The organism is Amycolatopsis silviterrae (genome assembly GCF_042684085.1).
In the GTDB taxonomy this organism is placed as follows: Bacteria; Actinomycetota; Actinomycetes; order Mycobacteriales; family Pseudonocardiaceae; genus Amycolatopsis; species Amycolatopsis silviterrae.
Genome location: NZ_JBHUKS010000015.1, coordinates 444,902 through 467,194, shown reverse-complemented (window position 1 = coordinate 467,194; position 22,293 = coordinate 444,902). Strand labels below are relative to the sequence as shown.

The window sequence follows — 22,293 nt, the reverse complement described above, 5'->3', positions numbered from 1 at the left end:
TGTAGGTGTCACACCAACGGGTGGTCCTGGCGAACCTTTCCGGGCGACCCGCGTCTGTCCCCCGATCGGTGGGGTGGGCGGCGCTCGGCGGAGTAGTCCGGACGCGGCCCTGTGACCAGTGCGGATGCGCCGAATCCCCTAATGCCCCTAATCGGGGGATCGGCGAAGTCCCTAGTGGGTGCCCCGGCGGACCCGGGTGACCCCCCGATGGCGGGCATTCGGCGGAGTCCTATCTTCGGAAAAGGAGCCGGCTCGCAGCCGGCTCGTCCGTTTTCTCGGACACCCCACCCCGATCCGTTGTCACCACAGGAGAATACGAACTATGGGCCCGGTGCAGACGCTGCACGAATTCGCGCTGAACCTGCTGAACGACCCGCAGTCGCTGGCGGACTACAAAGCCGACCCGCAGGGGGTGCTGAACGGCGCCGGCCTCGGCGAGCTGAGCCCGGCCGACGTGCAGGACATCATGCCGCTGGTCATGGACAGCGCCCCGCTGCCCGCCGCCCCCGCCGTTCCGGCCGTGCCCGCGGTGCCGGGCGTCCCGGCCGCGCCGAGCATCCCGGCCGTGCCGGGCGTGCCCGCCGCGCCGAGCGTGCCGTCGGCCGACCTGGGCGGTGCCTTCGACCAGGCCAACGCCGCCGCCGAGCCGGTGGCGCACGAGGCAGGCGACGGCCTCGGCGGTCTGGCTGGTGCGCTGCCGAACCTCAGCCCGGTCTTCGAGGGCGTCAGCAACGTCGCCGACGCGACCGGCCTGAACACCGTCACCCACGGTGCGCTGGGCGCGGTGTCCGGCGTGCTGGACCACGTCGCCGAGGCGACCCACTCGGTCCCGGTCGTCGGCCCGATCGTCGACGCCGCCGCGATCGACACCCAGAACACCGTGAACGCGGTGGGCGAGCACGTCTTCGACGGCAAGCTCGTCGGCTCCGCGGTCGACGCGACCACCAACCACCTCGGCGACGCGCTGACGTGGAAGGCCGTCGTGTCCGAGACCGGCAAGCTCCCGCTGGTCGGCGGCCTGGTCAGCGGTGTCGTCGAGGACGTCCGCCAGGGCGGCTCGGACCTGCTGGGCACCGTCAACGAGGCGATCGGCTCGACCCCGGTCGGCGTCCACGGCGACGGCGTCCGCGCGGACCTGACCCACGCCACCGGCGACCTGACCTCGGCGGGCGACCTGTCCGGCACGCTGGACCACGCCGCCGCCGCGGTGCCGGCCCTGCCCGCCGTCCCGGCCGGTGTTCCGGGCGTTCCCGCGGCCCCGGCGGTTCCGGCTGTCCCGGCGGTGCCGGGCGTCGGTTCGCTGCCGCAGGCCCCGTCGGTCCCGGGCGTCGGCGAGCTGCCGCACGCTCCGGAGCTGCCGGCCGCCCCGAACGCGGGTTCGCTGACCCACGCCATCGAGGGTGCGACCGCGCACGCGCCGGCCGTCAACGCCGCCGCGCAGCACGTCACGAGCACCGTCCAGGACGCGGTCGAGACCGGCACGCAGCACGCGACCGCCAGCGAGCTGCCGGACGCCGCGCACGCCGCCGGGCCGCTCAACGAGGTCCAGACGCACGTGCAGGACGTGGCCCACGGCCTCGAGTCCCACGCGGGCAACCTGCACCTGGACAACCTGCACCTGGGTCACTGATCCTGTTGCGCTAAAGGGTTTTCCCGCCGCGGGCCCGGACCGGACAGGTCCGGGCCCGCGGTGTTTTCTTTGCCGGGCAGCAGACCCAAAACCGGCTGGCCGTCGAGGAAGAGCCCGCCGGTCGGGCCGTCGGACGGCAATGTCGCGGCCCAGACCACGCCGTGGGCGCTTTCGCGTGCTGGGCGGGCGGTATCTTCGTCGCCGCGCTCGGGGTGAGTGGCGGTTTCGCCCGGATCGACGGCGTTGACGAGGATCGGGGTGTCTCGCAGCGCTGCGGCGAGTACGCCGGTGAGGGTGTTCAGTGCGTGCTTGGCGAAGGAATGCGCCGGGGCGCGCAGGCTCGCGCCGAGATCGAGTCCGGTCGAGATCTGCAGCGCGGAAATGCTGGAAACGTTGACGATCCGGGCCGCCGGGGCGGCTTTCAACAGCGGCAGGAGCAGCTGGGTCACCTGCCACGGGCCGAGTACGTCGATGTCCAAAGCGGACTGGACGGCGGCCAGGTCGGCGTCGAGGGCGGACAGAGTGCCGAAATCGACGGTGTCGCTGGCGTTGTTGATCAATACGTCGAGATGGTCGAAGGAATCGGCGAGGCAGTCGGCGGCGGCGGTCATGGTGGCCAGGTCGGTGAGGTCGAGCCGTAGCGCCGAGGCGTTCGGAAGTCTCGCAGCGAGGGATTCGGCTCGGGTTGGGTCGCGAGCGGTGAGGACGACGTGATAGTCCTGTTCGGACAGGAGCCGGGCGGTAGCGAAACCTAGTCCGGCGGCGCGGCTCGTTCCGGTGATCAGGGCGGTTTTCGGCACGGAAGCACTCTTTTCGGAAAGTTATTGGGCGGAATGTTTCGGCAGGAACCGGACTAGCGCCAGCGCCACGAGGTACAAGCCGGCGCAGAGGCCGAAAACCAGTTCGGCGGCGGGGATCCAGGACGGCGCGGCGGCCGGCCCGACCCGGGCGAAGAACACCGTGCCGAGCGCGGCGACACCGATGGCTCCGGCGAATTGCTGGGCGGCGTTGAGCATTCCGGAACCGCTGCCGACTTCTTCGGGCGTCGCGTCGCCGAGAATGGAATCGAAAAGCGGGATGAACAGCAGGCCGGAACCGGCTCCGGTGATGAAAAGGGCGGGGGCGATCTGCCAGCTGGTGATGGCGACGCCCCAGTGCGCGATCGACCACCACAGGGCGAGCAGGCCGGCGACCGCGATAGCGAGTCCTAAGTGGAGGGACGCGCGGCCGAGTTTCGCGGCGAGCACGGCGCCGGACAACAGCGTCGCGATGGCGGTGCCGGCGGCCCAGGGGAGCAAGGCGAAACCGGACTGCAGCGGCGTCCAGCCGAGGCCAGACTGCAGCAGCAGGTTCACCACGAGCACGAAACCGCTGAGCGAGGCGTAAAAACCGCCGGTGATCAGCAGTCCGAACACGAAGCCGCGCTTGGCGAACAGCGAAGGCGCGATGACCGGATGGCTGCTGCGGCGTTCGGATCTCGCGAACAGGATGAACGCGGCCACGCCGGCGGCCATCAGCACGTAGGTCCACACCGGCCAGCCGAGGTCGCGGCCTTGGATGAGCGGCACGATCAGCAGCGCGGACGCGGCGGTCAGCAGGCCGACACCGCGCAGGTCGAGGCGGGCACCGCGATCCTCGCCGCTGTGTCGCGGAAGTACGCGCAGGCCGAGCAGCCCGGCGAGGATGCCGAACGGGACGTTGATCAGGAAGATCGAACGCCATTCGCTGCCGAAGAGGTTCAGGTGCAGCAGCCAGCCGGCGAGGATGGGCCCGGCGACGGTGGCCAGTCCCATGATCGGGCCGAACGGCATCAGGGCTTTGCGCAGGTGCTCGGGCGGGAAGACGACCTTCACCAGCGCGATGCCCTGCGGGATCATCGCCGCGCCGAACAGGCCCTGGAACACGCGGGCCCCGATCAGGAACCCGGCGCTCGGTGCGAGGCCGCAGGCCAGCGACGCGAGGGTGAAGCCGGCCATGCCGAGCAGGAACAGCCTGCGCCTGCCGAGCAGGTCGCCGAGGCGGCCGGACGTCACGAGGCCGAGCGCGAACGCCGCGGTGTAGGCCGACAGCACCCACTGCAGGGTCATCGGCCCGCCGCCGAGGTCGGCGCGGATCGAGGGGCCGGCGAGGGCGGCGACGCTCGTGTCGATCAGGTCCATCAGGTCGGCGATCACCACGACCACCAGCACCAGCCAGGCCTGGACCAGCGGAATCGCCTCTTTGCGTGGAGACGAACTAAGTTCAGTAGTCACGAACTAAGTTCTAAGTGACGAACTAAGTTCGTGTCAAGCTATAGTGGCGGACATGCCCGCTGCCCCCCGAGAGCGCCGCGCCGCCCGGCACGCGCCGGCCAGTGCCGAGGCCGCGCCGAAACCGCGGAAAGAACCCATCACCGTCGACCGGATCACCGACGCCGCGCTGCAGGTCGTCGCCACCGAGGGGTACGACGCGCTGACCGTCCGCCGGGTCACTGCCGTGCTCGGCACCGGACCGTCGTCGCTGTACGCGCACATCGTCAACAAAGAGGATCTCGACGATCTGCTCATCGGCAGGCTCTGCGCGCAGATCGAGCTGCCCGAGCCGGATCCGGAGACGTGGCGGCAGCAGGTTCTGGACGTTTACAGCCAGATCCGCGACCTGTACCTGAAGTACCCCGGCGTGTCCCGCGCCGCGCTCGCGATGGTCCCGACGCATCTGGAAACGCTGCGGGTCCGCGAGGGGATCCTGGCGATTCTGCTGGCCGGCGGGATCGAACCGCGGACCGCCGCGTGGGCGTCGGACTCGCTCACGCTCTACGTCACCGCGTACGCCTGGGAGCGGTCACTCGTCCAGCAGCGGCAACAGCAGCACGACAGCGGATGGGTGCTCAGCCGGGACGAGCTGATCGACCGGTTCGCCGGGCTGCCCGAGGAGAAGTTCCCGAACACCCGGAAGTACGCGGCGGAGCTGGCGTCCGGCGCCGGGCACGACCGGTTCGCCTTCATGGTCAACCTGGTCACCGGGAATCTGGTCAGTGCGAATCTGGTCAGCGCGGCTTCGGAATCGCCGGATCGCAGCAGCCCGCCATCCGGGGCAGCTCGCGGTTGACCTCGGCCAGTTCCGCGGCGACCGCGTGGCACGGCTCGCATTCGGAGAGGTGCCCGGCGAGGACCCCGGCCCGGCGGGCGGGCAGCGTGCCGCGCAGCCACGCGCCCATCCGGCGGCGGACTTCCTGGCACTGCGGCAATTCCGCGTCCGGCACCTGGACTTGCAGGTACGCCTGGCGCAGCCCCTCCCGGGCGCGGCGGGCGAGCACCGCGACGCCGTTCGGCGAAACGCCGAGGACGGGCGCGAGTTCCGCTGGCGTGTTGCCTTCGGCGGACATGCGCCACAGCACGGTCCGCCAGCGGCCGGGCAGCGTCCGGTAGGCCGACCACACCAAGCGGTCTTCCGAACGCATGACTGCGAGTTCGTCAGCGCCGCCGTCGAGAGTTACGGGTTCCGGAACTGTTGCGTACAGATCGATACGATTTTCGTGGCGGCTCCAGCGGGCGAAGAGATTTCGCATGGTGGCCACCAGGTACGCCGGCGCGTTCGATTCCGGGCCGCCGCCCGCCGCGACCGTGCTGAGCACGCGCGCGAAGGCCTCGGCGACCAGGTCGTCTCGTTCGGCCTGCTGGCGCACCAAACCGGCGGCGACGCGGCGCATCAACGTGACGTGCCGCCGGAACAATTCGCCCCCTGCCTGGCAATCTCCGGCGCGGACGGCGGCGAGAAGCTCGGCATCGGTGCGCTCGTCGTCGTGCGCGTCCGCGACCGGAGTGCTGCCCAGCGTCGTGTCCACCGTGCACCTCCCACCGGACCGGCCCACACCTCGTCACGCGGGACTACTGAAAGTAACTGGTACAGCAGTGTACTCCATATGCCGGTAGGGATTCGGTGAGTCGGCCGCTTGATTCGCGGGCGGATGGAGAAGTCGAGGCCGCTCAAGGACATTTGGTTCGGGCACCGACTGTCCGAAGTGGACTATTGACGGGCGGTCAGGAAAACTTTCCGGCCAAATCGGCGAAATAGGGCGTCATCGCCGGGTGGTAGTCGGCGAAGTCCGGCCGCGGGGTGTCCTCGAAGGCGGCGACGAGCATGTCCAGGTAGTACTCCCAGCCTGCTCCGGCGTCCTGGATCTTGGCTGCGGAGTCCAGGTGGTGCACCAGCCGGAGGCCCGTCGTCGCGCCCTGGGACTCGAGCAGCAGCTCCATTCGCCACGCGCCGGATTCGTCGGTGGACGAAACAGCCAGCCGCCGCGGCGGTTCGCAGGCGTCGATGCGGAGGTCCATCCACGGCTCCTCCTCTTCGAACACCATCTGGACCCGGATCGTCCGGCCGGGAGTCCCGTCGCCTTCCCAGGGTCCGAACCAGCGCGCGGTGCGTTCGGGTTCGGTGAGCGCGGCCCACACGTCGTCGATCGGCGCGCGAAAAGTCCGCGGCAGGACCAGGTCGATGCTGTCGGCGACACGGTGGGCGCGGGCGGTGGGCACGGGCTTCATGCGGTGTGTTCCTCTCCGGAAGAGGTGTCCCGGCGGCGTTCGCGGCGGGTGCGGTGGACCTCGGTTTCGAGGGCGTCGAGCCGCTGCTGCCAAGCGGGCGGGGCGACGAGCCGGGTGAGCCAGGCGGTGAGTTCGGCGAATCCCCGCGGATCGAGGGTGTAAAACCGTTGCCTGCCTACGAGTTCGTCTCGCACCAGGCCGCTTTCCCGCAGTACGCGCAGGTGCCGCGACACCGCTGGCCTGCTGATGGCGAAGTGCGCGGCGATTTCCCCGGCCGGGAGCCGCTGGTGTTGCAGCAGCGCCAGGATGTCGCGCCGCACCGGGTCGGCGATCGCGCCGGCGACCAGATCCACGACGGAAGCGTAACCCAGTAGTTACGCGTTCGGCAAGCGCGTCACGGCCAGGTCGACGCGCCGCCGCGGCGTTTGCGGACCGCTTTCCCGGTGCCGGGCGGGAAACCGTGTTTGGCGAGCCGGACCTCGGCTAGTTCGTCGGCGCTGGTGACGGTGAGGAACAGGCTCAGCAGCAGGCTGATCAGCAGCGCGGCGACGATCATCCCGGCGGGCATCGGCGTGACCAGGCGGAGCACGACGTAGCCCGCGATCAGCCAGGGCAGCGCCTCGGCGCAGATCCGGAGCGCGAAGCGCAGCACCCAGGTTTTCGCGGTCGCGTCGTGCAGCACCCACTCGCGGTACTCCTCGGGGAGTACCCCGCCGTAGACATAGTGCAGCCAGCGCACCGGGCCGGGACGCTTCATGCCCGGCGGGTACCCCGGGTTCAGTCGGTATACGCGGCGAGCTTCTCCGGGTTCATCAGCCAGAACAGCCGGTCGATGCCCTCGGCCGAGACGGACAGGGTGAGCACCGCGCGCACGTCGTCGCCGTGGCGCACCACCGCCGCCGGCCGTCCGTTGACGTCGCTCCAGCGCACCTCGGTGCCGGGCCAGAACTGGCTGGCGAACGCGCGGACGTACTTCGCCACCGTGACCGCGCCGACCACCGGAATCCGCGACGCGCGGACCACGCCGCCGCCGTCGGAGTAGCTCACGACGTCCTCGGCGAGCAGTTTTTCCAGCGTCGCCAGGTCTCCGGTGCGCGCGGCGTCCACGAACGCGGTGAGCAGCCGCCGCTGTTCCGGCGGTTCGACCGGCGTCCGGCGCTCCGCGGCGAGGTGCTTGCGCGCCCGGCTGACCAGCTGGCGCGCGCTCACCTCGGTGGTCTGCACGATGTCGGCGATCTGCTGGTACGGATAGTCGAACGCCTCGCGCAGCACGTACGCCGCGCGTTCCGTCGGCGGCAGCTTCTCCAGCAGGAACAGCACGGCCACCTCCAGCGCGGCCGCGCGCTCGGCACCCAGTTGCGGGTCCGCGCTGGCGTCGATGGGTTCGGGCAGCCACGGTCCGACGTAGGTTTCGTGCCGCGCGCGGGCGGTCTGGCTCGCGGTGATGGCCAGCCGGGTCGTGGTGGTGGCGAGGAACGCGCCCGGGTTGCGCACGGCCGAGCGGTCGCAGGTCTGCCAGCGCAGCCAGACGTCCTGGAGCAGGTCCTCGGCGTCGGCGACGCTGCCGAGCATCCGGTAGGCGATCCCGAACAGCCGCGGCCGGACCTGCGCGAACACCGAGGCGGCCTCGGCGAGTTCCTCCATCTGCGGCGGGTTCCTTTCCTGGTCCGGCTGGCGTTTCCGAGCTTAGCGGGCGGGGGTGTCACAAATCGGAGCGCTGTCTGGTCCTGACTGGCGACGAGCGCGGCGACCGCCGCGGCGGAGACGGAGGGAACGGGCATGAAGATCGTCGTCATCGGCGGGACCGGGCGGATCGGCTCGCAGGTCGTGCGGCTGCTGGAGGGGCACGAGGTCGTGGCCGCCGCGCCGAGCACCGGCGTGAACACCCTGACCGGCGAAGGGCTGGCCGAGGCGCTGCGGGGTGCTGACGTGCTGGTGGACGTGTCGAATTCGCCGTCGTTCGCGGACGACGACGTAATGGAGTTCTTCCAGCGCTCGACCGGGAATCTGGTGCAGGGCGCGCGCGAGGCCGGGGTCGGTCATTTCGTCGCGTTGTCCGTGGTGGGCGCCGACGAACTGCCGGATTCCGGTTATCTGCGGGCGAAGGTCGCGCAGGAGAAGCTGATCCAGGAAAGCGGCCTGGCTTACACGATCGTGCGCGCGACGCAGTTCCTGGAGTTCGCGGTCGCGATTGCCGACACCTCGACGGTGGACGGCGTGGTGCGGCTTTCTTCCGGCGGCACGCAGCCGATCGCGGCGGAGGATGTCGCGGTGGCGGTCGCGCGGGCGGCGGCGGATTCGCCGGCCGGCGGGATCGTCGAGATCGGCGGGCCGGACGTGCTGCCGATGGACGAGTGGATCCGGCGGGTGCTGACCGCGCGGAAGGACCCGCGCGAGGTGGTGACCGACCCGGCCGCGCAGTACTTCGGGACGGTGCTGGGGAAGGACAGCCTGGTGCCGGCGGAAGGGGCGTGGCGGGGGAAGGTCGGGCTGGCGGAGTGGCTGGCGTCGTGAGTGGCAGTGCCGGTTAGAAGCTGCCGGTTCTCACCGGCACCGCCACGCACGAGCTACGAGAGCTGGCCGTCGTAGTCCGGCAGCTTGAAGCCCTTTTCGTAGTCGCCGCCTTCGAGGTCGGTGGTGCGGTTGCCGATGTTCGCGGTGATCGTGTAGCCCTGGCCGGTCAGGTCGGCGCGGCAGCGCTGCTTGCCGTCGGCGGTGCCCTCGCCGGACTTGCGGGTGCAGATCGCGTCGATCGGGTAGCCCGCGCTGCTCAGCTGGGTGCGGGCCGAGGAGGAGCTGGTCCGGGCGGTCACGAAGAGCACGGAAACGTGGTGCTGGCCCGCCCACTGGGCGACCGCGAGCACCGGCCGGTTCGGTTCGCCGGGGTGGTATTCGGTTTCGAGCGAGGTGTTGTCGATGTCCAGCACGATCGCGAGCTTCGAGCCGCCCCGCGCGACCCGGTCGGTGAGCCACGGAATGGCCGGATCGATGGCGGCGCGCACGTCGGTCTGCCATTGGTCGTAACTGGGCAGCTCGGACACCGCGGCCGACGCGGTGGCCGGAGCGGCGGTCAGCGCGGCAACGGCGAGAATTGCGGCGCAGGCGCTTTTGACGTTCATCGGCCCGTTTTCTCCTTAGCGTGGCGGAAACTGCCAGCGGACACGCTAATCGGGCGGTGCGCTTTGGTGCACCGTCGTTCGTCGGGTCGGCGGAACGGGGTGGCGGGGAATTCTTCGGGTGTTCACCGGAAACCGATGTGGTGTTTTCCGCTTTGTCCGGGGACTCGAGGTTATCGGAAGGTCCGTGAGGGGAACCCTGAGGGAATCTGGGTCTGTGAGGGTTCCCCTCGCGGACGGCCGCATTCGCACCCCATGGCGTCGCCTTGAGGTCCCGCCTCGCGGCGGGGAGAGTCTTACTCGGCGATCGTGTCCAATTCGGCCACTGCGTCGGCGGGCAGTTCCAGTTCCGCCGCGGCCACGTTTTCCCGCAGGTGCGCCACCGACGACGTGCCGGGGATCAGCAGGATGTTCGGCGACTGGTGCAGCAGCCACGCCAGTGCGACGGCCTTCGGGCTGGTGCCGAGGCGGGTTGCGACGTCGTCCAGGGTCGCGGACTGCAGGGGGTTGAATCCGCCCAGCGGCCAGAACGGGACATAAGAAATGCCTTGTCCGGCAAGGGATTCGATCAGCTTTTCGTCCCCGCGGTGGGCAACGTTGTACCAGTTTTGCACGGTGACCACCGGCGCGATCGACTGCGCCTCGGCGACCTGCTCGGCGTCGACCACGCTCACGCCGAGTTCCTTGATCTTGCCTTCCTGGCGCAGCTCGGCGAGCGCGCCGAACGGTTCGGCCAGCGAGCCGGGCACCGGGGAGTGTCCGTCCGGTCCGCCGCCGACGCGCAGGTTCACTACGTCGAGTGCCTCGACGCCGAGGTTGCGCAGGTTCGACTCCACCTGTTCGCGCAGCTGCTCGGGTGAACGCTCGTGGATCCAGCCGCCGGTGTCGTCGCGCACCGCGCCGACCTTGGTGACGATCTGCAGTCCGTCGTACGGCGCGAGGGCTTCGCGGAGCAGTTCGTTCGTCACGTGCGGCCCGTAGAAGTCCGCGGTGTCGATGTGGTTCACGCCCAGTTCGACGGCCGTGCGCAGCACCGCGAGGGCCTCGGCGCGGTCGGTCGGCGGCCCGAAGACGCCGGGGCCGGCCAGCTGCATCGCGCCGTATCCCAGGCGGGCGACGGGGTGCCCGGCCAATGTGAACGTCCCGCCGGGGAGGTTGTCGGTCAATGTTCCGCCCTTCTTTCCCGCCGCGCCGGTCTGGTGCCGCCGCGGCTGCCGTCCATGGTGCTTCCGGCGGCGCGGCGCGGCCAGTACCCCTCGGTCCTGGGAGTGTCAGGGACAGGATCGCGGGACAACACCCTGTCAGTTTGGTATACCATTAGCATGGCTTCTCTCACTGTGACCGGCGTGCGCCCGTGGGGCGGCGACCTGGCCGACCTCGTCCTCGACGGCGACCGTATTTCCGCTGTCCGGCCCGCAGGCTCGGCTCCGGTGGAAGGCGAGCGGATCGACGGCGCGGGGCTGCTCGCGCTGCCCGGGTTCGTCAACTCGCACGCGCACGTCGACAAGAGCTGGTGGGGCAAGCCGTGGGTCTCCTACGGCGGCGTCGCGACCACCGAAGGCCGCATCGCGCACGAGCGCGCCGAGCGGGACGCGCTGGGGATCCCGAGCGTCGAGATCGCCGAGACGGTGTTGCGGGAGTTTCTGCGGCACGGCACCACGGCGGCGCGCAGCCACGTGGACGTCGACCTCGGGCTCGGCCTGCGCGGCATCGAGATCGTGCGGGAGGCCGCGGAACGGCTGGGCGGCGCGGTGGAGGTCGAGATCGTGGCCTTCCCGCAGGACGGAGTGCTGCGCCGGCCCGGCGTGCTCAAGCTGCTCGACGAGGCCGCGGCGGCGGGGGCGGGCCGGATCGGCGGCCTCGACCCGGCGGGGATCGACCGCGACCCGGTCGGCCAGCTCGACGGGCTGTTCGAGATCGCCGAGCGGCGTGGCGTCGGCCTCGACATCCACCTGCACGACGGCGGCGAGCTGGGCGCGTTCCAGTACGAGCTGATCGCCGACCGGACTGTGCGCGCGGGGTTGCAGGGCAAAGTAACGGTGTCGCACGGCTTCGCGCTCGGCGAGGTGCCCCCGGCGCGGCAGGCGGCGTTGCTCGACCGGATCGCCGAGGCGGGCATCTCGCTGGCGACCGTCGCTCCGGTGCGGGTCGCCCCGTTGCCATGGACCGAGCTGTCCGCGCGCGAGATTCCGGTCGGCCTTGGCACCGACGGGATCCGCGACCTCTGGTCCCCGTACGGCGACGGCGACATTTTGCAGGTCGCGCTCGGCTTCGCCCGGTTGCACGGGCTGCGGACGGACGAGGACCTGACGGCGGCGGTCGAACTGGCGACGCGGCGGGCGGCGCCGTTCGTGGACCGGGAGCGGCATGACCTGGCTCCGGGCTGCCGGGCGGACGTGGTGCTGGTGGCGGCGGAGAACGTGCCGGACGCGTTGACGCGGGTGCCGGCGCGGGCGCTGGTGCTCGCCGGCGGCCGGGTGGTCGCGCGAGACGGTGAGGCGCTGGTGTGAGGTTGGTCGATCTCTCCAGGTCGGAGCGAGTTTTTCCGTAGGCTGGGACGAAGTTTCCGGTCCGGCGGAGCGCTACCTTCCCGGGATGGACAAGCTCGACGCTCTCCGCAGGCGGCTGGAGCAGGAACTTCCCGCGCTGCTGGAACACCACCGGGTCCCCGCCGCCGTGCTCGCGGTGGCGCTCGGCGAAGAGACGGCCACCGCGGCCGCCGGGGTGCTGAATCTGGGCACCGGCGTCACTGCCACGACCGATTCGGTATTCCAAATCGGCTCCATCACGAAGGTCTGGACCGCGACCCTCGTCCTGCAGCTCGCGGACGAGGGCCTGGTCGATCTCGACGCCCCGATCCGGCGGTACCTGCCCGACCTCAAGCTGAGCGAAGCGGCCATCACGGTGCGCCAGCTGCTCAGCCACACCGCCGGGTTCGAGGGCGACCTCTTCACCGACACCGGTCCCGGCGACGACGCGGTGGAGAAGTTCGTCGCGACCCTCGACGGGGTGGCCCAGCTCTTTCCGCCCGGGGAGCTGTTCTCCTATAACAACGCCGGGTACGTCGTCCTCGGCAGGCTCGTCGAGGTGCTGCGTGGCAAGCATTACGAGGACTGCCTTCGCGAGCATCTCGCCGGCCCGCTCCAGCTCCGGCACTTTTCGCCGAACGCCAACGACGCGATCCGGTTCCGCGCCGCGATCGGGCACCTCGAACCCGAGCCCGGTGCCGATCCGGTGCCCGCGCCGTTCTGGTCGATGCTGCGGTCCAACGGCCCGGCCGGGTCGTCGCTGGCGATGTCCGCGGCGGACCTGCTCGCCTTCGGCCGCATGCACCTCGCGGGCGGTGCCGGAGTGCTGAGCGCGAAGAGCGCGGCGGCGATGCTGGAACGCCAGGTCAGCCTTCCGCCGCTCGGCATCATGGGCGACGCCTGGGGCCTCGGCTGGGAGCTGTTCGACACTCCGGGCGGCCAGGTGTTCGGCCACGACGGCAACACGATCGGGCAGGCGGCGTTCCTGCGGCTGGTGCCCGGCAGCGATCTCGTGGTGGCGTTGCTGACCAACGGCGGCGACGCGATGAGCCTGTACGCCGACGTCGTTCCCGCGCTGCTCAAGGAATTCGCGGGCGTCGAGGTGTCACTGCCGCCTCGTCCGCCCGCCGAACCGGAACCGTTCGCCGCGGACCGGTATCTCGGCACCTACGCCAGCACGGTCGCCGATCTCGTGATCTCCCAGGATGGCGACGGCCGGGTCTGGCTGGAGCAGCGTCCAAAAGGGACAGCCGCGGAACTGAGCGCCGCCAGCAAGTCCGAACTGGTCCGCCTCGGCGCCGACACGTTGATCTTGCGTGAGGCGCAGGGCGGGATCCACCTGCCTCTCGTGTTCCTCGGCGACGACGGCAGCGGCCGTGCGCGATACGTCCATTCGGGGAGGGCCACCCGGCGCGCGGAATGACCGGACGGCTTTGCTCGAACTGACCGATCCGGCGGTCGCGGCGGGTAAAGTCGGACTTCGTGGCCGTCGATCTGGGGTGGAATACGGGGCAGACGCAGATCCGCGCCGCCGACGGCCGTTTCCTCGGCGCCGGCGTGCTGATCGGCGGCCGGTACGTCCTCACCAGCTCACGCGTGGTGAGCGGCGAAACCGCCTTTCAGGTCGACTCGGCCGGTCCGGCGTCGCTGGCCGGGGCGGTCCCGCCGCTCGCGGACGGGCGCGGGGATCTGGCGCTGCTTGAGCTGGACACCCCGGCCGGGTCCGGCGCGACGCTGCGGCGGCTGACCGGAACCGGGCGGGAGGTCGTGCTCCACGGCCTTTTGTCCGGCAACTCCGGCATCTGGGTGCACGCCACGACCGGGGCACCGGACGGCGAACGGGTGCCGCTGACTCTGCGGGACGACCCGGCGGGCGCGGAGTTTTCCGGGTGTCCCGTGTTCGACGGCGGCACCGGGCGGCTGCTCGGGATCGTGGTGACCGAGAACGGGCAGTGGCTGGTCCCGGCGGACACCGTGCTGGAGTACTTCCCGCAGGTGCGCGAGTGGGTGACCGCCGATTCCGCGCTGGAGGACCGGCTCGACGAGCTGGTCGCCCGCAGCCTGCCCGCGCCGGACGCCGGGGAGCTGCGGGTCACGCTGCCGAAGGCGGCTCCGCCGGACCCGCTGGACGCCGTCCTGACCGACGCGGCGCTGCCGGAACGGCATCGGTTTTGCGTGACGTGCGGGAGAGAGGTCGGGCGCGGCACCACGGACCGGTCCGGCCGGGTGCGCGGCTACTGCGTCCACTGCGGCACGCCGTTCGCCTTCCTGCCCACGCTGGAGCCGGGCACGCTCGTCGCCGGCCGCTACGCGGTGGTCGGCTGTCTCGCGCACGGCGGCTACAGCTGGATCTACCTCGCCCGCGACGAGGCGGACGGCGGCCGGTTCGTGGTGCTCAAGGGCTTGATCAAGGAACGGGACCGCCGCGGCGCGCTGGCCGCCGCGCAGGCCGCCGTCCTCCCGCAGCTGCTGGAACTGGACCATCCGAACGTGGTCCGCACCCTCGCGCACGTCGAGCATCCGGATCCGGACACCGGCCGGCCCACCGGATATCTGGTGATGGAGTACGTGCGCGGGATTTCGCTGCGGACGGTGCTCCGGCGGGCGAAACGGCTGCGCCCGGAGCACGTCGCGGCGTACGGGCTGCAGCTGCTGGCGGCGGTCGGCTACCTGCACGAGCGGGGGTTGCTGTACGTCGATCTGAAACCGGACAACGTGCTGCAGGACGGCGACCGGATCACCCTGGTGGACCTCGGGTCGGTCCGCCGGGAGGACGACCGGGACAGCGTCATCGTCGGCACCCCGGGCTATCAGCCGGACGCCGAACTGCACGAGCTGGGCCTTAGCGTTCGCTCGGATCTCTATTCGGTCGGCCGGACGATGGCCGAGCTGCTGCGCGCGTGTCCCGGGTCGCGGAGCGTCGGGTGGGAGATGCTGCGGGCGCTGATCGACCGGGCGACCGACGATTTCGCCCTGCGATTCCGCACCGCGGACGAGATGGCCGACCAGCTGCGCGGGGTGCTGCGGCAGTTGATCAGCCAGCGCACCCGCGTGCCGCGTCCGGCCGCATCGCGAGTGTTCGGCGATCCTCGCGGACTTGCCCCGGGCGGGCTCGGCGTGCCGGAGTGGAGTGCTTGGGGCCGGGAGCCGCCGCTGCGTGCCGACGAGCCGCCGCGGCACTATGACCTGGCAAGGGTTTTGCCGTCCGTGCTCCCCGCCGCGCGCGAAGAAGTCGCGTTGCGGTGGGGCAATGCCGTATCGGAGCTGGAGCACGGGACGATCGCCTCCGCGGACAGCTGGTTCCGCGAGTGCGCGCGGCAGGTTCCGGGAGAGCTGGCACCGTTGCTGGCGTTGGGTTTCTGCGCGGAACTGCTCGGCATGCCCGCGCCCGCGGCGCGGTATTACGAAGCGGTGTGGGTGCGCGATCGGAACGTGGTTTCGGCGGCGTTCGGGCTCGCGCGGGCCCGGCTTGGGCTGAGCGATCGGGTGGGTGCGGCCGCGGTGCTGGACGACGTGCCCTCGACCGCCGTCGCTCGGGCAGGCGCGGTGCGAGCGCTCGCCGCGATCCGGCCGGGCGACGCGGGGGTGCCGAGCTTGGCCGAAGCCACCGTCGCGTGGTCCAGGCTCGGCGGGCTGGGCCTGGACGAGGACGAGCAGGACCGGCTCACCGCGGTCGTCGGGGAAACCATCGTGCGGCTGGCCTTCGAACCGTCCGTCGCTGCCCGGCTGCCTGACCTGCGTGAAGTCCGGAACCAGCTCATCCAGATCTACGGCGAGCACTCGGACCGGGGATGGCCGGTGCTGCGAAAGCACGCTAGCCGGGTGCGCGGTGCCGAGGCGCTGCAACAGGACTCGCGGCCGAGAGTCGTGGTGCACCACCCCGGATACCTGCCGCCGCGCACTTACCGCACGACCGTGACGGTAGCGGTCACGGCCGGTTCCGACGGCGGCGAGATGCGGCTGTTCGTGCGCGAAGCACCGGGTTGCGTGGTGTACGGCGTCCGCCAGGTGGAGCCGGTGGAAGGCGAGCTGCCGTTGCCGGAGCGGGGAATCAGCGATGCGGTGCTTGGTCTCGGGGTCTGGGCTGCGGGGGAGACCCGGAGCTTCGCGCTGCACTTGCTGGTGCCGTCGGGAATGGCGCGGGAGGAAGAGACCCAGCTGATCGCGATGTGGGTGAAGCTGGGGCCGGTGCATTCGGAGGCGGAGACCGTTTCCGTGCGGCTGGCCGATGACGCGACCGAGTCGTCCGGGCTCGCGGACGCGGTCGACGCCGCGTATTCCGCTCATCGCGAAGGGGATGCGCGTGCCGTGGCGGACGCGCTGGGTTCGGCGGTGGCGTTGGCTGCCGCACAACGGAACGAGGCGGTGCTGGCCCGGTTGCGGTTGCTGGTGGACATCGTCGACGCGGAGAGCGGGCTGGTGAGCCTGCGCGGCTACCACCTTCTCTCGGAACGGATTTCAGCGCCGCCGGGGGAACGGGAGACGGTTCCGTCCGAGGTGCGGGCTCCCGCCGACGAGGACGTGGAGGTGCTCGACTCGGTGCGGCACGAGTCGGCGATGCGCAGCAGCGCGATCCGGGTGTCGGTCGCGCGGCGCGTGGGCGATTCGCGGATCGTGGATTCCCGCCAGGTCGATTCGCGCACCGTTGACTCCCGGCACGTGGATTCCCGGCGGGCCGACTCCCGGCGGGCGGATTCGCGGCCCGCCACCTGGCGTACCGGCCGGGTCGGTTATCCGGTGCACCCTGCGGAGCTGGATTCGGAGCAGCAACCGTTGTACTCCCGGAAGGTGCTCTGGGCGCGCGCCGCGCGACCGCCGGACGAGGTCCCGCGGCCGGTGCCGGGGTTGCTGGAGGCGACTGTCGAATGCGATTCCGACGGTCCGGTGGTCGTCGGGCAGCCGGTGCGGGTCGCGGTTTCGGTGCGGCGCAAGGAACCCGCGGCCGTGCAGGCGGGGGTGGTGCGCGTGCGGGTGCTGCTCGACGCCGCGCCCGGCGTGGCCGAGCCGATGTCGCGGGTCGGCTGGATCACCGGCGACCGGCTGCGCGATCCGGCGGAGTTCTCCGTGGTCCCCCGCGTGCCGGGGCCGCTGCGGCTGGCGTTCCGGATTTACCGCGAGCACGACGCCCAGCTGCTCCTGGAAATCGCGGCCGCGCTGCCGGTGGAGGTGCCGACATGACCCGTCAGCTGAACACTGAGGTGACCGTCGACAACACCGCCGGGCTGAGCCGCGTCGCGGTGCCGCCGTACAACCGGGCGCGGACGGTCAACCTGCGGTTCCTCGAATTCCCTAACGTGCCAGGGCTGATCGTGCAGGCCTGGGGGAGCGCGTTCCCGGAGGACGGCGGCGGCGGGTACCAGGGCCGGATCACGCACAGCCTCGACGAGCTGAACTCCCGGATCGACATCCTCCGCGAAACGTGGCAGCGTCACGTCGTCGACCTCGCCGAACGGTCCGAACGCGGGCCGCGGCGGCATCCGTTCGCCGACGGCTGGGATCTGTCCGGCCGTCCGGAACTGTTGCAGCGGGCCGGGTTCGCGCTCGCCGAAGCCGGGCATCTGATGTACCGGCTGCTGTTCGCCGGCCAGGACCCCGGGCTGCGGCGGATCCGTTCGCTGCTGGAACTGGCGCTCGCCGAGGGCGAGAACGTGCTCAGCATCGAATCGGACAGCCTGATCGTGCCGTGGGGCATGCTCTACACCTCGCCGCGGCAGCCGGACGAGTACCCGGACGCCGGCAACTGGGCGGTCGCCGGGTTCTGGGGATACCGGCACGTCGTGGAGCACACCTTCTCCCGGGTCGACGGCTTCGACTCGCGGATCACCGTGGACGGCGGGAAACCGGTCGTCGGGCTCAACGTGGACCACGGCGTGGACCGGCAATTCCCGGAGACGCCCTACATCGCGCCGGTGGTCGATTTCTTCCACGGCCGCGCGGAGGTGGTGCTGCGGCCGGACAAGAAGACGCTGTCCGCGCACTTCCGCAGCCGCGATTTCGCCGACCACGTCACGTATTTCGGCTGCCACGGCAAGGTGAGCGCGTCCGACGGCCGGGTCGAGCAGCCGTATCTGAAGCTCGGCGACGGCGAACGGATCTACGGCACCGACGTGACCGCGTGGCTGGCCGAGGCTCCGCTGCCGACGCGGCCGTTCGTGTACGTCGGGGCGTGCCAGGGCGGACAGGTGACGTCGGCGTTCTACTCGGCGTTCGGCAAGGCGCTGCTCGGCAACGGCGGACGCTGCCTGATCGGCCCGCAGATCGACCTGCCGCCGGCGTTCGCGTGCGAGTACTCGCAGCGGCTGTTCACCGAATTCATCGATTCCGGCGGGAAACTGGGCGACATCGTGCGGTCGCTGGCGCGGTCGTTCGCCGACGACCACCACAATCCGCTCGGGCTGATGTTCTCGCTGTATCGCGGGATCGACGTCCATCTGTGGCAGGAAGGGCGGCCGTGACCGAACCGGTGATCCTCGACCTCGACGAGCACGGCGATTTCGTGGACCCGGAAACCGGTGGCCCGGTGCCGGCCGAGGCGGTGCCGCGGTTTTTGGCGCGGTGGCTGGAAGTTCCGGCGGCCTGCACGGACATCGTCGTGTTCGTGCACGGCTGGCAGAACAACCGGGAGACCGCGGACCGGCGGGCCCGGCAGTTCTTCGCGCTGCTCGAAGAGCGCCACGCGGCCGGGTCCTATGAAGGACTTGGTGCATGGCAAGGGTTTTACGTGATGGTGCGCTGGCCGTCGATGAGCAATCCGTTCCTGACCGGCTACCGGCGGATCCGCGATCGCGCGCACAAGATGACCACCGAAGGCCGGGCCGCCGAGGCGCTCGGCCAGCTGCTCGGGTACCTGAACGCGGAACGGCAATTGCCGGGAAGCGCACCGAGTCTGCGGACTGTCACCGGGCAATACCTGCACTGCGTCGGGCATTCTTTCGGCGGCCGGTTCGTGGTGGAGGCAGTGCAGGCGGCTGCGGGCGACGGTCCGCCGGTGCTCGGCTGGGACCGCGCCGACCCGCGTTATCCGTACACTGTGGACACTCTGCTGGTGTTCCAGATGGCTGCTCGCCCGGATATTTTCACCGACCGGTTCGCCCCGGTGCTGCGCGACGCTCCGATCAACGGGCCGATCGTGCTGACCCGTTCCCGGTTCGACCGGGCGACCGGGCTGTGGCACCGGCTGGCGGAACGCGTGCCGGGGATCGGGAACGTCGGGGTGAAAGCACCCGCCGAGGACGTCGCGAACACCGTGCTGCACAAGGTGGCAGCGGAGTATTCACGGTCCGAAATGGACCGGCGGATCGTCAATGTCGAGTCGGGCTGGCGGTTCCGGCGCGGGCGGTGGTGGAATCCAGCCGGGGCGCATTCGGACATCTGGTACCCGGAGTCGGCGCATCTGCTGCTGTCGCTGGCCGAACTCGCGCGCTGACCGGGGCCCGGCAGACCGGCTGCCAGGCCCTGGCGGCGTTCAGTAGCCGTAGTGCAGCCACACCGCCTTGGTCTCGGTGTACGCGTCCAGCGCCCACGGGCCCATCTCGCGGCCCCAGCCCGACGCCTTGTACCCGCCCCACGGAGCGGCCATGTCCGGGATCGGCGGCATGTTCACGAACACCGCGCCGGCCCGGATCCCGTCCGCATAGCGTTGCGCGGTGCGGATGTCGCGGGTCCAGACGGTCGCGGCGAGGCCGTACTGGGTGTCGTTCGCGCGGGCGACCAGTTCGTCCGGGTCGTCGTACGGGGTCACCGCCAGCACCGGGCCGAAGATCTCCTCGCGCATGATCGTCATCGAGTCGGTGACGCCCGCGAACAGGGTCGGCTGGTAGAAGTAGCCGTCGCGGTCGACCTCCGAGCCGCCGGTGATCAGGTCCGCGCCCTCGGAACGGCCGGTCGCCACGAGGTTGGCCACGTGCCTGCGGTGCTTGTCCGACACCAGCGGGCCGACCTGCGTCGTCTCCTCCAGGCCAGGGCCGACCTGCAGCCCGGCGAGCCCGGCGGCCATCTTCTCGACGAACTCCTGCTCGCGCTTGCGATCCACGTAGAACCGGGTGTACGCCGCGCAGACCTGTCCGGTGTTCAGCGTCGCGCCGGCGAGGTTGCCCGCGACGGCTGCGTCCAGGTCGGCGTCCGCGGCGATGATGCTCGGGGCCTTGCCGCCCAGTTCGAGGGTCAGCCGCTTGAGGTTGGACTCGGCGCTCGCCGCGGTGATGAGCTTCCCGACCGCGGTGGAACCGGTGTAGGAGACGTGGTCGACGTCGTGGTGCGCGCTCAGCATCGCGCCGACCGGGCCGTCGCCGGTCACCAGGTTGACCACGCCCGCCGGGATCCCGGCCTGCTCGGCCAGCTGCACCAGCCGGATGCTGGTCAGCGGCGTGACCTCGCTCGGCTTGATCACCACGGTGTTGCCGGTGGCCAGCGCCGGCGCGAGCTTCCACACCAGGATCATCAGCGGGAAGTTCCACGGCGTGATCAGCGCGTTCACGCCGACCGGCTCGCGGCGGGTGTAGTGCAGGGTGTCCGGGAACGAAATCGGGTTCGTGGTGCCCTGGATCTTCGTGACCCAGCCGGCGAAGTAGCGCAGGTGCTCGGCCGCGCCGGTGACGCTCACCTGGCGCGAGATGCCGATCGGCTGGCCCTGGTCGCGGGTTTCCAGCGCGGCGAGTTCCTCGTGGTGCTCCTCGACGAGGTCGGCGAGCCGGAACAGCAGCTTGGCCCGCTGCACCGGGGCGAGCCCGGCCCATTCCGGCGAGGTCAGCGCGCGGCGCGCGGCGGCGACCGCGGCGTCGACGTCGGCCTGAGTCGCCGTCCCGACGTCTTCGAGAACCGTGCCGGTGGCCGGATCGCGGGTCGGGACGGGCTCCCCGCCGGCCTCGGTCCACTGACCGTCGATGAACAGGCGTGTCGGCATGGCGCTCCCTAGTCCCAAATCTTCTGGTCGCTTCCGAGTATCGGCGCGCGACCGGCGAGCGGTCTTGTCCGCGAGGGCACGCCCGTTGTCGGCCAGTGAAGACAATCGCGGGCGCGGCCGGGGGACCGGTCAGGATCGGGGGCATGGACGTGATCGTGGTGGGTGCGGGCTCGGCGGGCTCGGTGGTGTGCCGGCGGCTGGTCGACGCGGGCGCGAAGGTGACCTTGCTGGAAGCGGGCGGACCGGACACGAACGCGGCGATCCACGACCCGTCGCGCGCGGGGGAGCTGTGGCACGCCGCCGAGGACTGGGACTACTACACGGTGCCGCAACCGCACGCCGGCAACCGGAGGCTGCATCTGCCGCGCGGCAAGGTGCTCGGCGGTTCGCATTCGCTGAACGCGATGATCTGGGTCCGCGGCGCGGCGGCGGACTACGACGGCTGGGAGCTGCCCGGCTGGGCCTGGGACGACGTGCGCCCGGTCTACGAGCGGATCGAGAGCGACCTGCTCGACCTGGAACAGCACGATCCGCTGCAGCCGATCCAGCAGTCCATTATGGACGCCGCGCAAGAGATCGGCCTGCCGTACAACGACAATTACAACAACGGCGTCCTCGACGGGATCTCCGTGCAGCAGGTCACGATGACCGGCGGACGGCGGCGCAACACCTGGCTCTGCTACGGCGAACCGGTCGCCGAGCGGATGACCGTGCGGACCGGCGCGCTGGTGCATCGGGTGCTGTTCGAGGGCGACCGCTGCATCGGCGTCCTGGCGGAGATCGACGGCGAAGTGGAGCCGCTGTTCGCCGACCAGGTCGTGCTCGCCGCCGGCGCGCTGGCGTCCCCGGCGATCCTGCTGCGCAGCGGAATCGGCCCGGCCGACGACGTCGCCGCGCTGGGCGTGGACGTCGTCGCCGACCTGCCCGGCGTCGGCGAGAACCTGCATGACCACCTGCTGTCGCCGGTCCTGTTCGCCACCGACCGGCGCGAGGTCGAGCCGCCGCGGACCGGCCGTTCGGTGACGCAGACGCACCTGTTCTGGCGCAGCCGCCCGGGCCTGGCGGTGCCCGACACCCAGCCGATCCACTTCAGCGTGCCGATGTACGAACCGTGGATGACCGGGCCCTCGACCGGGTTTTCGCTGATGGCGGGCATGATCACGCCGCAGAGCCGGGGCACGCTGCGGCTGCGCAGCGCCGACCCGGGCGAGATGCCGCTGATCGACCTCGCCGCGCTCGCGCACCCGGCGGACTTCGAGAGCCTGGTGGCGTCGGTGGAGCAGTGCCGGTTGATCGGCCAGGCTCCGGCGCTGGCCGAGGAGTGGGGCGCGCGGGAGCTGTACCCGGGCCCGGCGGACGTGCGGGAGTATGTGCGGCGCACCGCGATCACCTATCACCACCAGGTGGGCACCTGCCGGATGGGGACCGACGAGATGGCGGTGACGGACCCGGAGCTCGCCGTGCGCGGGGTGTCCGGGCTGCGGGTCGCGGACGCCTCCGTGCTGCCGCGGGTGATCAGCGGGAACACCAACGCGCCCGCGGTGCTGATGGGCGAACGGGTGGCGGAGTTCCTGCTGGCGTAAACCGGGTGAAC

Annotated in this window: 19 protein-coding genes; 9 read left to right on the top strand and 10 right to left on the bottom strand. The window is 70.9% G+C overall.

Annotation, left to right across the window (positions count from 1 at the left end):
- Positions 1-322: 322 nt before the first annotated feature.
- Positions 323-1,630, top strand: coding sequence for an IniB N-terminal domain-containing protein (locus ACFSVL_RS22760; protein WP_378307275.1), 1,308 nt, complete (start codon positions 323-325; stop codon positions 1,628-1,630).
- Here the strand turns inward: ACFSVL_RS22760 and ACFSVL_RS22755 are convergent.
- Entirely contained in the window at positions 1,624-2,430 is an 807-nt protein-coding gene (locus tag ACFSVL_RS22755; protein WP_378307273.1) for an SDR family NAD(P)-dependent oxidoreductase, read from the bottom strand. The two genes, ACFSVL_RS22760 and ACFSVL_RS22755, sit on opposite strands and share 7 nt — an antisense overlap.
- Before the next feature lie 21 nt (positions 2,431-2,451).
- A complete protein-coding gene (locus ACFSVL_RS22750; RefSeq protein WP_378307271.1) occupies positions 2,452-3,882 on the bottom strand; it encodes an MFS transporter in 1,431 nt (476 codons plus the stop codon).
- A 52-nt stretch (positions 3,883-3,934) separates the two neighbouring features.
- Here ACFSVL_RS22750 and ACFSVL_RS22745 point away from each other — a divergent pair, with 52 nt between their 5' ends.
- Positions 3,935-4,717, top strand: coding sequence for a TetR/AcrR family transcriptional regulator (locus tag ACFSVL_RS22745; protein ID WP_378307269.1), 783 nt, complete (start codon positions 3,935-3,937; stop codon positions 4,715-4,717).
- On the opposite strand, the gene ACFSVL_RS22740 is transcribed toward ACFSVL_RS22745, so the two are convergent.
- The 5 genes from ACFSVL_RS22740 to ACFSVL_RS22720 all read right to left on the bottom strand — a co-directional run bounded on the left by ACFSVL_RS22740 (position 4,656) and on the right by ACFSVL_RS22720 (position 7,797).
- A complete protein-coding gene (locus ACFSVL_RS22740; RefSeq protein ID WP_378307267.1) occupies positions 4,656-5,453 on the bottom strand; it encodes a sigma-70 family RNA polymerase sigma factor in 798 nt (265 codons plus the stop codon). The genes ACFSVL_RS22745 and ACFSVL_RS22740 overlap by 62 nt on opposite strands.
- A 196-nt stretch (positions 5,454-5,649) precedes the next feature.
- Positions 5,650-6,153, bottom strand: coding sequence for an SRPBCC family protein (locus ACFSVL_RS22735; RefSeq protein WP_378307266.1), 504 nt, complete (start codon positions 6,151-6,153; stop codon positions 5,650-5,652).
- Positions 6,150-6,506: a metalloregulator ArsR/SmtB family transcription factor gene (locus ACFSVL_RS22730; protein ID WP_378307264.1), complete on the bottom strand. Its 357-nt coding sequence runs from the start codon at positions 6,504-6,506 to the stop codon at positions 6,150-6,152. The genes ACFSVL_RS22735 and ACFSVL_RS22730 overlap by 4 nt, the downstream gene beginning before the upstream one ends.
- 41 nt (positions 6,507-6,547) lie before the next feature.
- Entirely contained in the window at positions 6,548-6,910 is a 363-nt protein-coding gene (locus ACFSVL_RS22725) for a DUF5313 family protein (RefSeq protein ID WP_378307262.1), read from the bottom strand.
- A 20-nt stretch (positions 6,911-6,930) separates the two neighbouring features.
- Positions 6,931-7,797: an RNA polymerase sigma-70 factor gene (locus ACFSVL_RS22720; protein ID WP_378307260.1), complete on the bottom strand. Its 867-nt coding sequence runs from the start codon at positions 7,795-7,797 to the stop codon at positions 6,931-6,933.
- 135 nt (positions 7,798-7,932) lie between these two features.
- Here ACFSVL_RS22720 and ACFSVL_RS22715 point away from each other — a divergent pair, with 135 nt between their 5' ends.
- Positions 7,933-8,667, top strand: a complete 735-nt coding sequence (locus tag ACFSVL_RS22715) for an SDR family oxidoreductase (RefSeq protein ID WP_378307258.1) — start codon at positions 7,933-7,935, stop codon at positions 8,665-8,667.
- 53 nt (positions 8,668-8,720) lie between these two features.
- Here ACFSVL_RS22715 and ACFSVL_RS22710 read toward each other — a convergent pair whose 3' ends face one another.
- Together ACFSVL_RS22710 and ACFSVL_RS22705 are read right to left on the bottom strand one after the other, a co-directional pair.
- Positions 8,721-9,272, bottom strand: coding sequence for an HAD family acid phosphatase (locus ACFSVL_RS22710; RefSeq protein WP_378307256.1), 552 nt, complete (start codon positions 9,270-9,272; stop codon positions 8,721-8,723).
- Between the two features lie 293 nt (positions 9,273-9,565).
- Entirely contained in the window at positions 9,566-10,435 is an 870-nt protein-coding gene (locus ACFSVL_RS22705) for an oxidoreductase (protein WP_378307254.1), read from the bottom strand.
- 156 nt (positions 10,436-10,591) lie between these two features.
- On the opposite strand from ACFSVL_RS22705, the gene ACFSVL_RS22700 reads away from it, so the two are divergent.
- The 5 genes from ACFSVL_RS22700 (at position 10,592) to ACFSVL_RS22680 (ending at position 19,223) form a co-directional block, all read left to right on the top strand.
- Positions 10,592-11,779 carry an amidohydrolase gene (locus ACFSVL_RS22700; RefSeq protein ID WP_378307252.1) on the top strand — a complete coding sequence of 396 codons (1,188 nt, stop codon included), beginning with the start codon at positions 10,592-10,594 and terminating at the stop codon, positions 11,777-11,779.
- An 85-nt stretch (positions 11,780-11,864) separates the two neighbouring features.
- Complete coding sequence (locus ACFSVL_RS22695; RefSeq protein WP_378307250.1) at positions 11,865-13,220, top strand: serine hydrolase domain-containing protein; 1,356 nt, start codon at positions 11,865-11,867, stop codon at positions 13,218-13,220.
- A 59-nt stretch (positions 13,221-13,279) separates the two neighbouring features.
- Positions 13,280-16,975: a serine/threonine-protein kinase gene (locus ACFSVL_RS22690; RefSeq protein WP_378307248.1), complete on the top strand. Its 3,696-nt coding sequence runs from the start codon at positions 13,280-13,282 to the stop codon at positions 16,973-16,975.
- Positions 16,972-18,252, top strand: a complete 1,281-nt coding sequence (locus ACFSVL_RS22685) for a hypothetical protein (protein ID WP_378307246.1) — start codon at positions 16,972-16,974, stop codon at positions 18,250-18,252. Before ACFSVL_RS22690 ends, ACFSVL_RS22685 begins: the two co-directional genes overlap by 4 nt.
- A complete protein-coding gene (locus tag ACFSVL_RS22680; protein WP_378307244.1) occupies positions 18,249-19,223 on the top strand; it encodes an alpha/beta hydrolase in 975 nt (324 codons plus the stop codon). The genes ACFSVL_RS22685 and ACFSVL_RS22680 overlap by 4 nt, the downstream gene beginning before the upstream one ends.
- A gap of 39 nt (positions 19,224-19,262) precedes the next feature.
- On the opposite strand, the gene ACFSVL_RS22675 is transcribed toward ACFSVL_RS22680, so the two are convergent.
- Complete coding sequence (locus ACFSVL_RS22675; protein WP_378307243.1) at positions 19,263-20,699, bottom strand: aldehyde dehydrogenase family protein; 1,437 nt, start codon at positions 20,697-20,699, stop codon at positions 19,263-19,265.
- A 143-nt stretch (positions 20,700-20,842) separates the two neighbouring features.
- Here ACFSVL_RS22675 and ACFSVL_RS22670 point away from each other — a divergent pair, with 143 nt between their 5' ends.
- Positions 20,843-22,282 (top strand): GMC family oxidoreductase, encoded by a 1,440-nt coding sequence (locus ACFSVL_RS22670; protein ID WP_378307241.1) that lies wholly within the window; start codon positions 20,843-20,845, stop codon positions 22,280-22,282.
- Positions 22,283-22,293 lie beyond the last annotated feature (11 nt).

Bases quoted from the DNA above. Each gene is read 5' to 3' on its own strand.
- ACFSVL_RS22760 (WP_378307275.1), top strand. From the start codon at position 323: ATGGGCCCGGTGCAGACGCTGCACGAATTCGCGCTGAACCTGCTGAAC.
- ACFSVL_RS22745 (WP_378307269.1), top strand. From the start codon at position 3,935: ATGCCCGCTGCCCCCCGAGAGCGCCGCGCCGCCCGGCACGCGCCGGCC.
- ACFSVL_RS22735 (WP_378307266.1), bottom strand. From the start codon at position 6,153: ATGAAGCCCGTGCCCACCGCCCGCGCCCACCGTGTCGCCGACAGCATC.
- ACFSVL_RS22725 (WP_378307262.1), bottom strand. From the start codon at position 6,910: ATGAAGCGTCCCGGCCCGGTGCGCTGGCTGCACTATGTCTACGGCGGG.
- ACFSVL_RS22720 (WP_378307260.1), bottom strand. From the start codon at position 7,797: ATGGAGGAACTCGCCGAGGCCGCCTCGGTGTTCGCGCAGGTCCGGCCG.
- ACFSVL_RS22715 (WP_378307258.1), top strand. From the start codon at position 7,933: ATGAAGATCGTCGTCATCGGCGGGACCGGGCGGATCGGCTCGCAGGTC.
- ACFSVL_RS22710 (WP_378307256.1), bottom strand. From the start codon at position 9,272: ATGAACGTCAAAAGCGCCTGCGCCGCAATTCTCGCCGTTGCCGCGCTG.
- ACFSVL_RS22700 (WP_378307252.1), top strand. From the start codon at position 10,592: ATGGCTTCTCTCACTGTGACCGGCGTGCGCCCGTGGGGCGGCGACCTG.
- ACFSVL_RS22695 (WP_378307250.1), top strand. From the start codon at position 11,865: ATGGACAAGCTCGACGCTCTCCGCAGGCGGCTGGAGCAGGAACTTCCC.
- ACFSVL_RS22685 (WP_378307246.1), top strand. From the start codon at position 16,972: ATGACCCGTCAGCTGAACACTGAGGTGACCGTCGACAACACCGCCGGG.
- ACFSVL_RS22675 (WP_378307243.1), bottom strand. From the start codon at position 20,699: ATGCCGACACGCCTGTTCATCGACGGTCAGTGGACCGAGGCCGGCGGG.
- ACFSVL_RS22670 (WP_378307241.1), top strand. From the start codon at position 20,843: ATGGACGTGATCGTGGTGGGTGCGGGCTCGGCGGGCTCGGTGGTGTGC.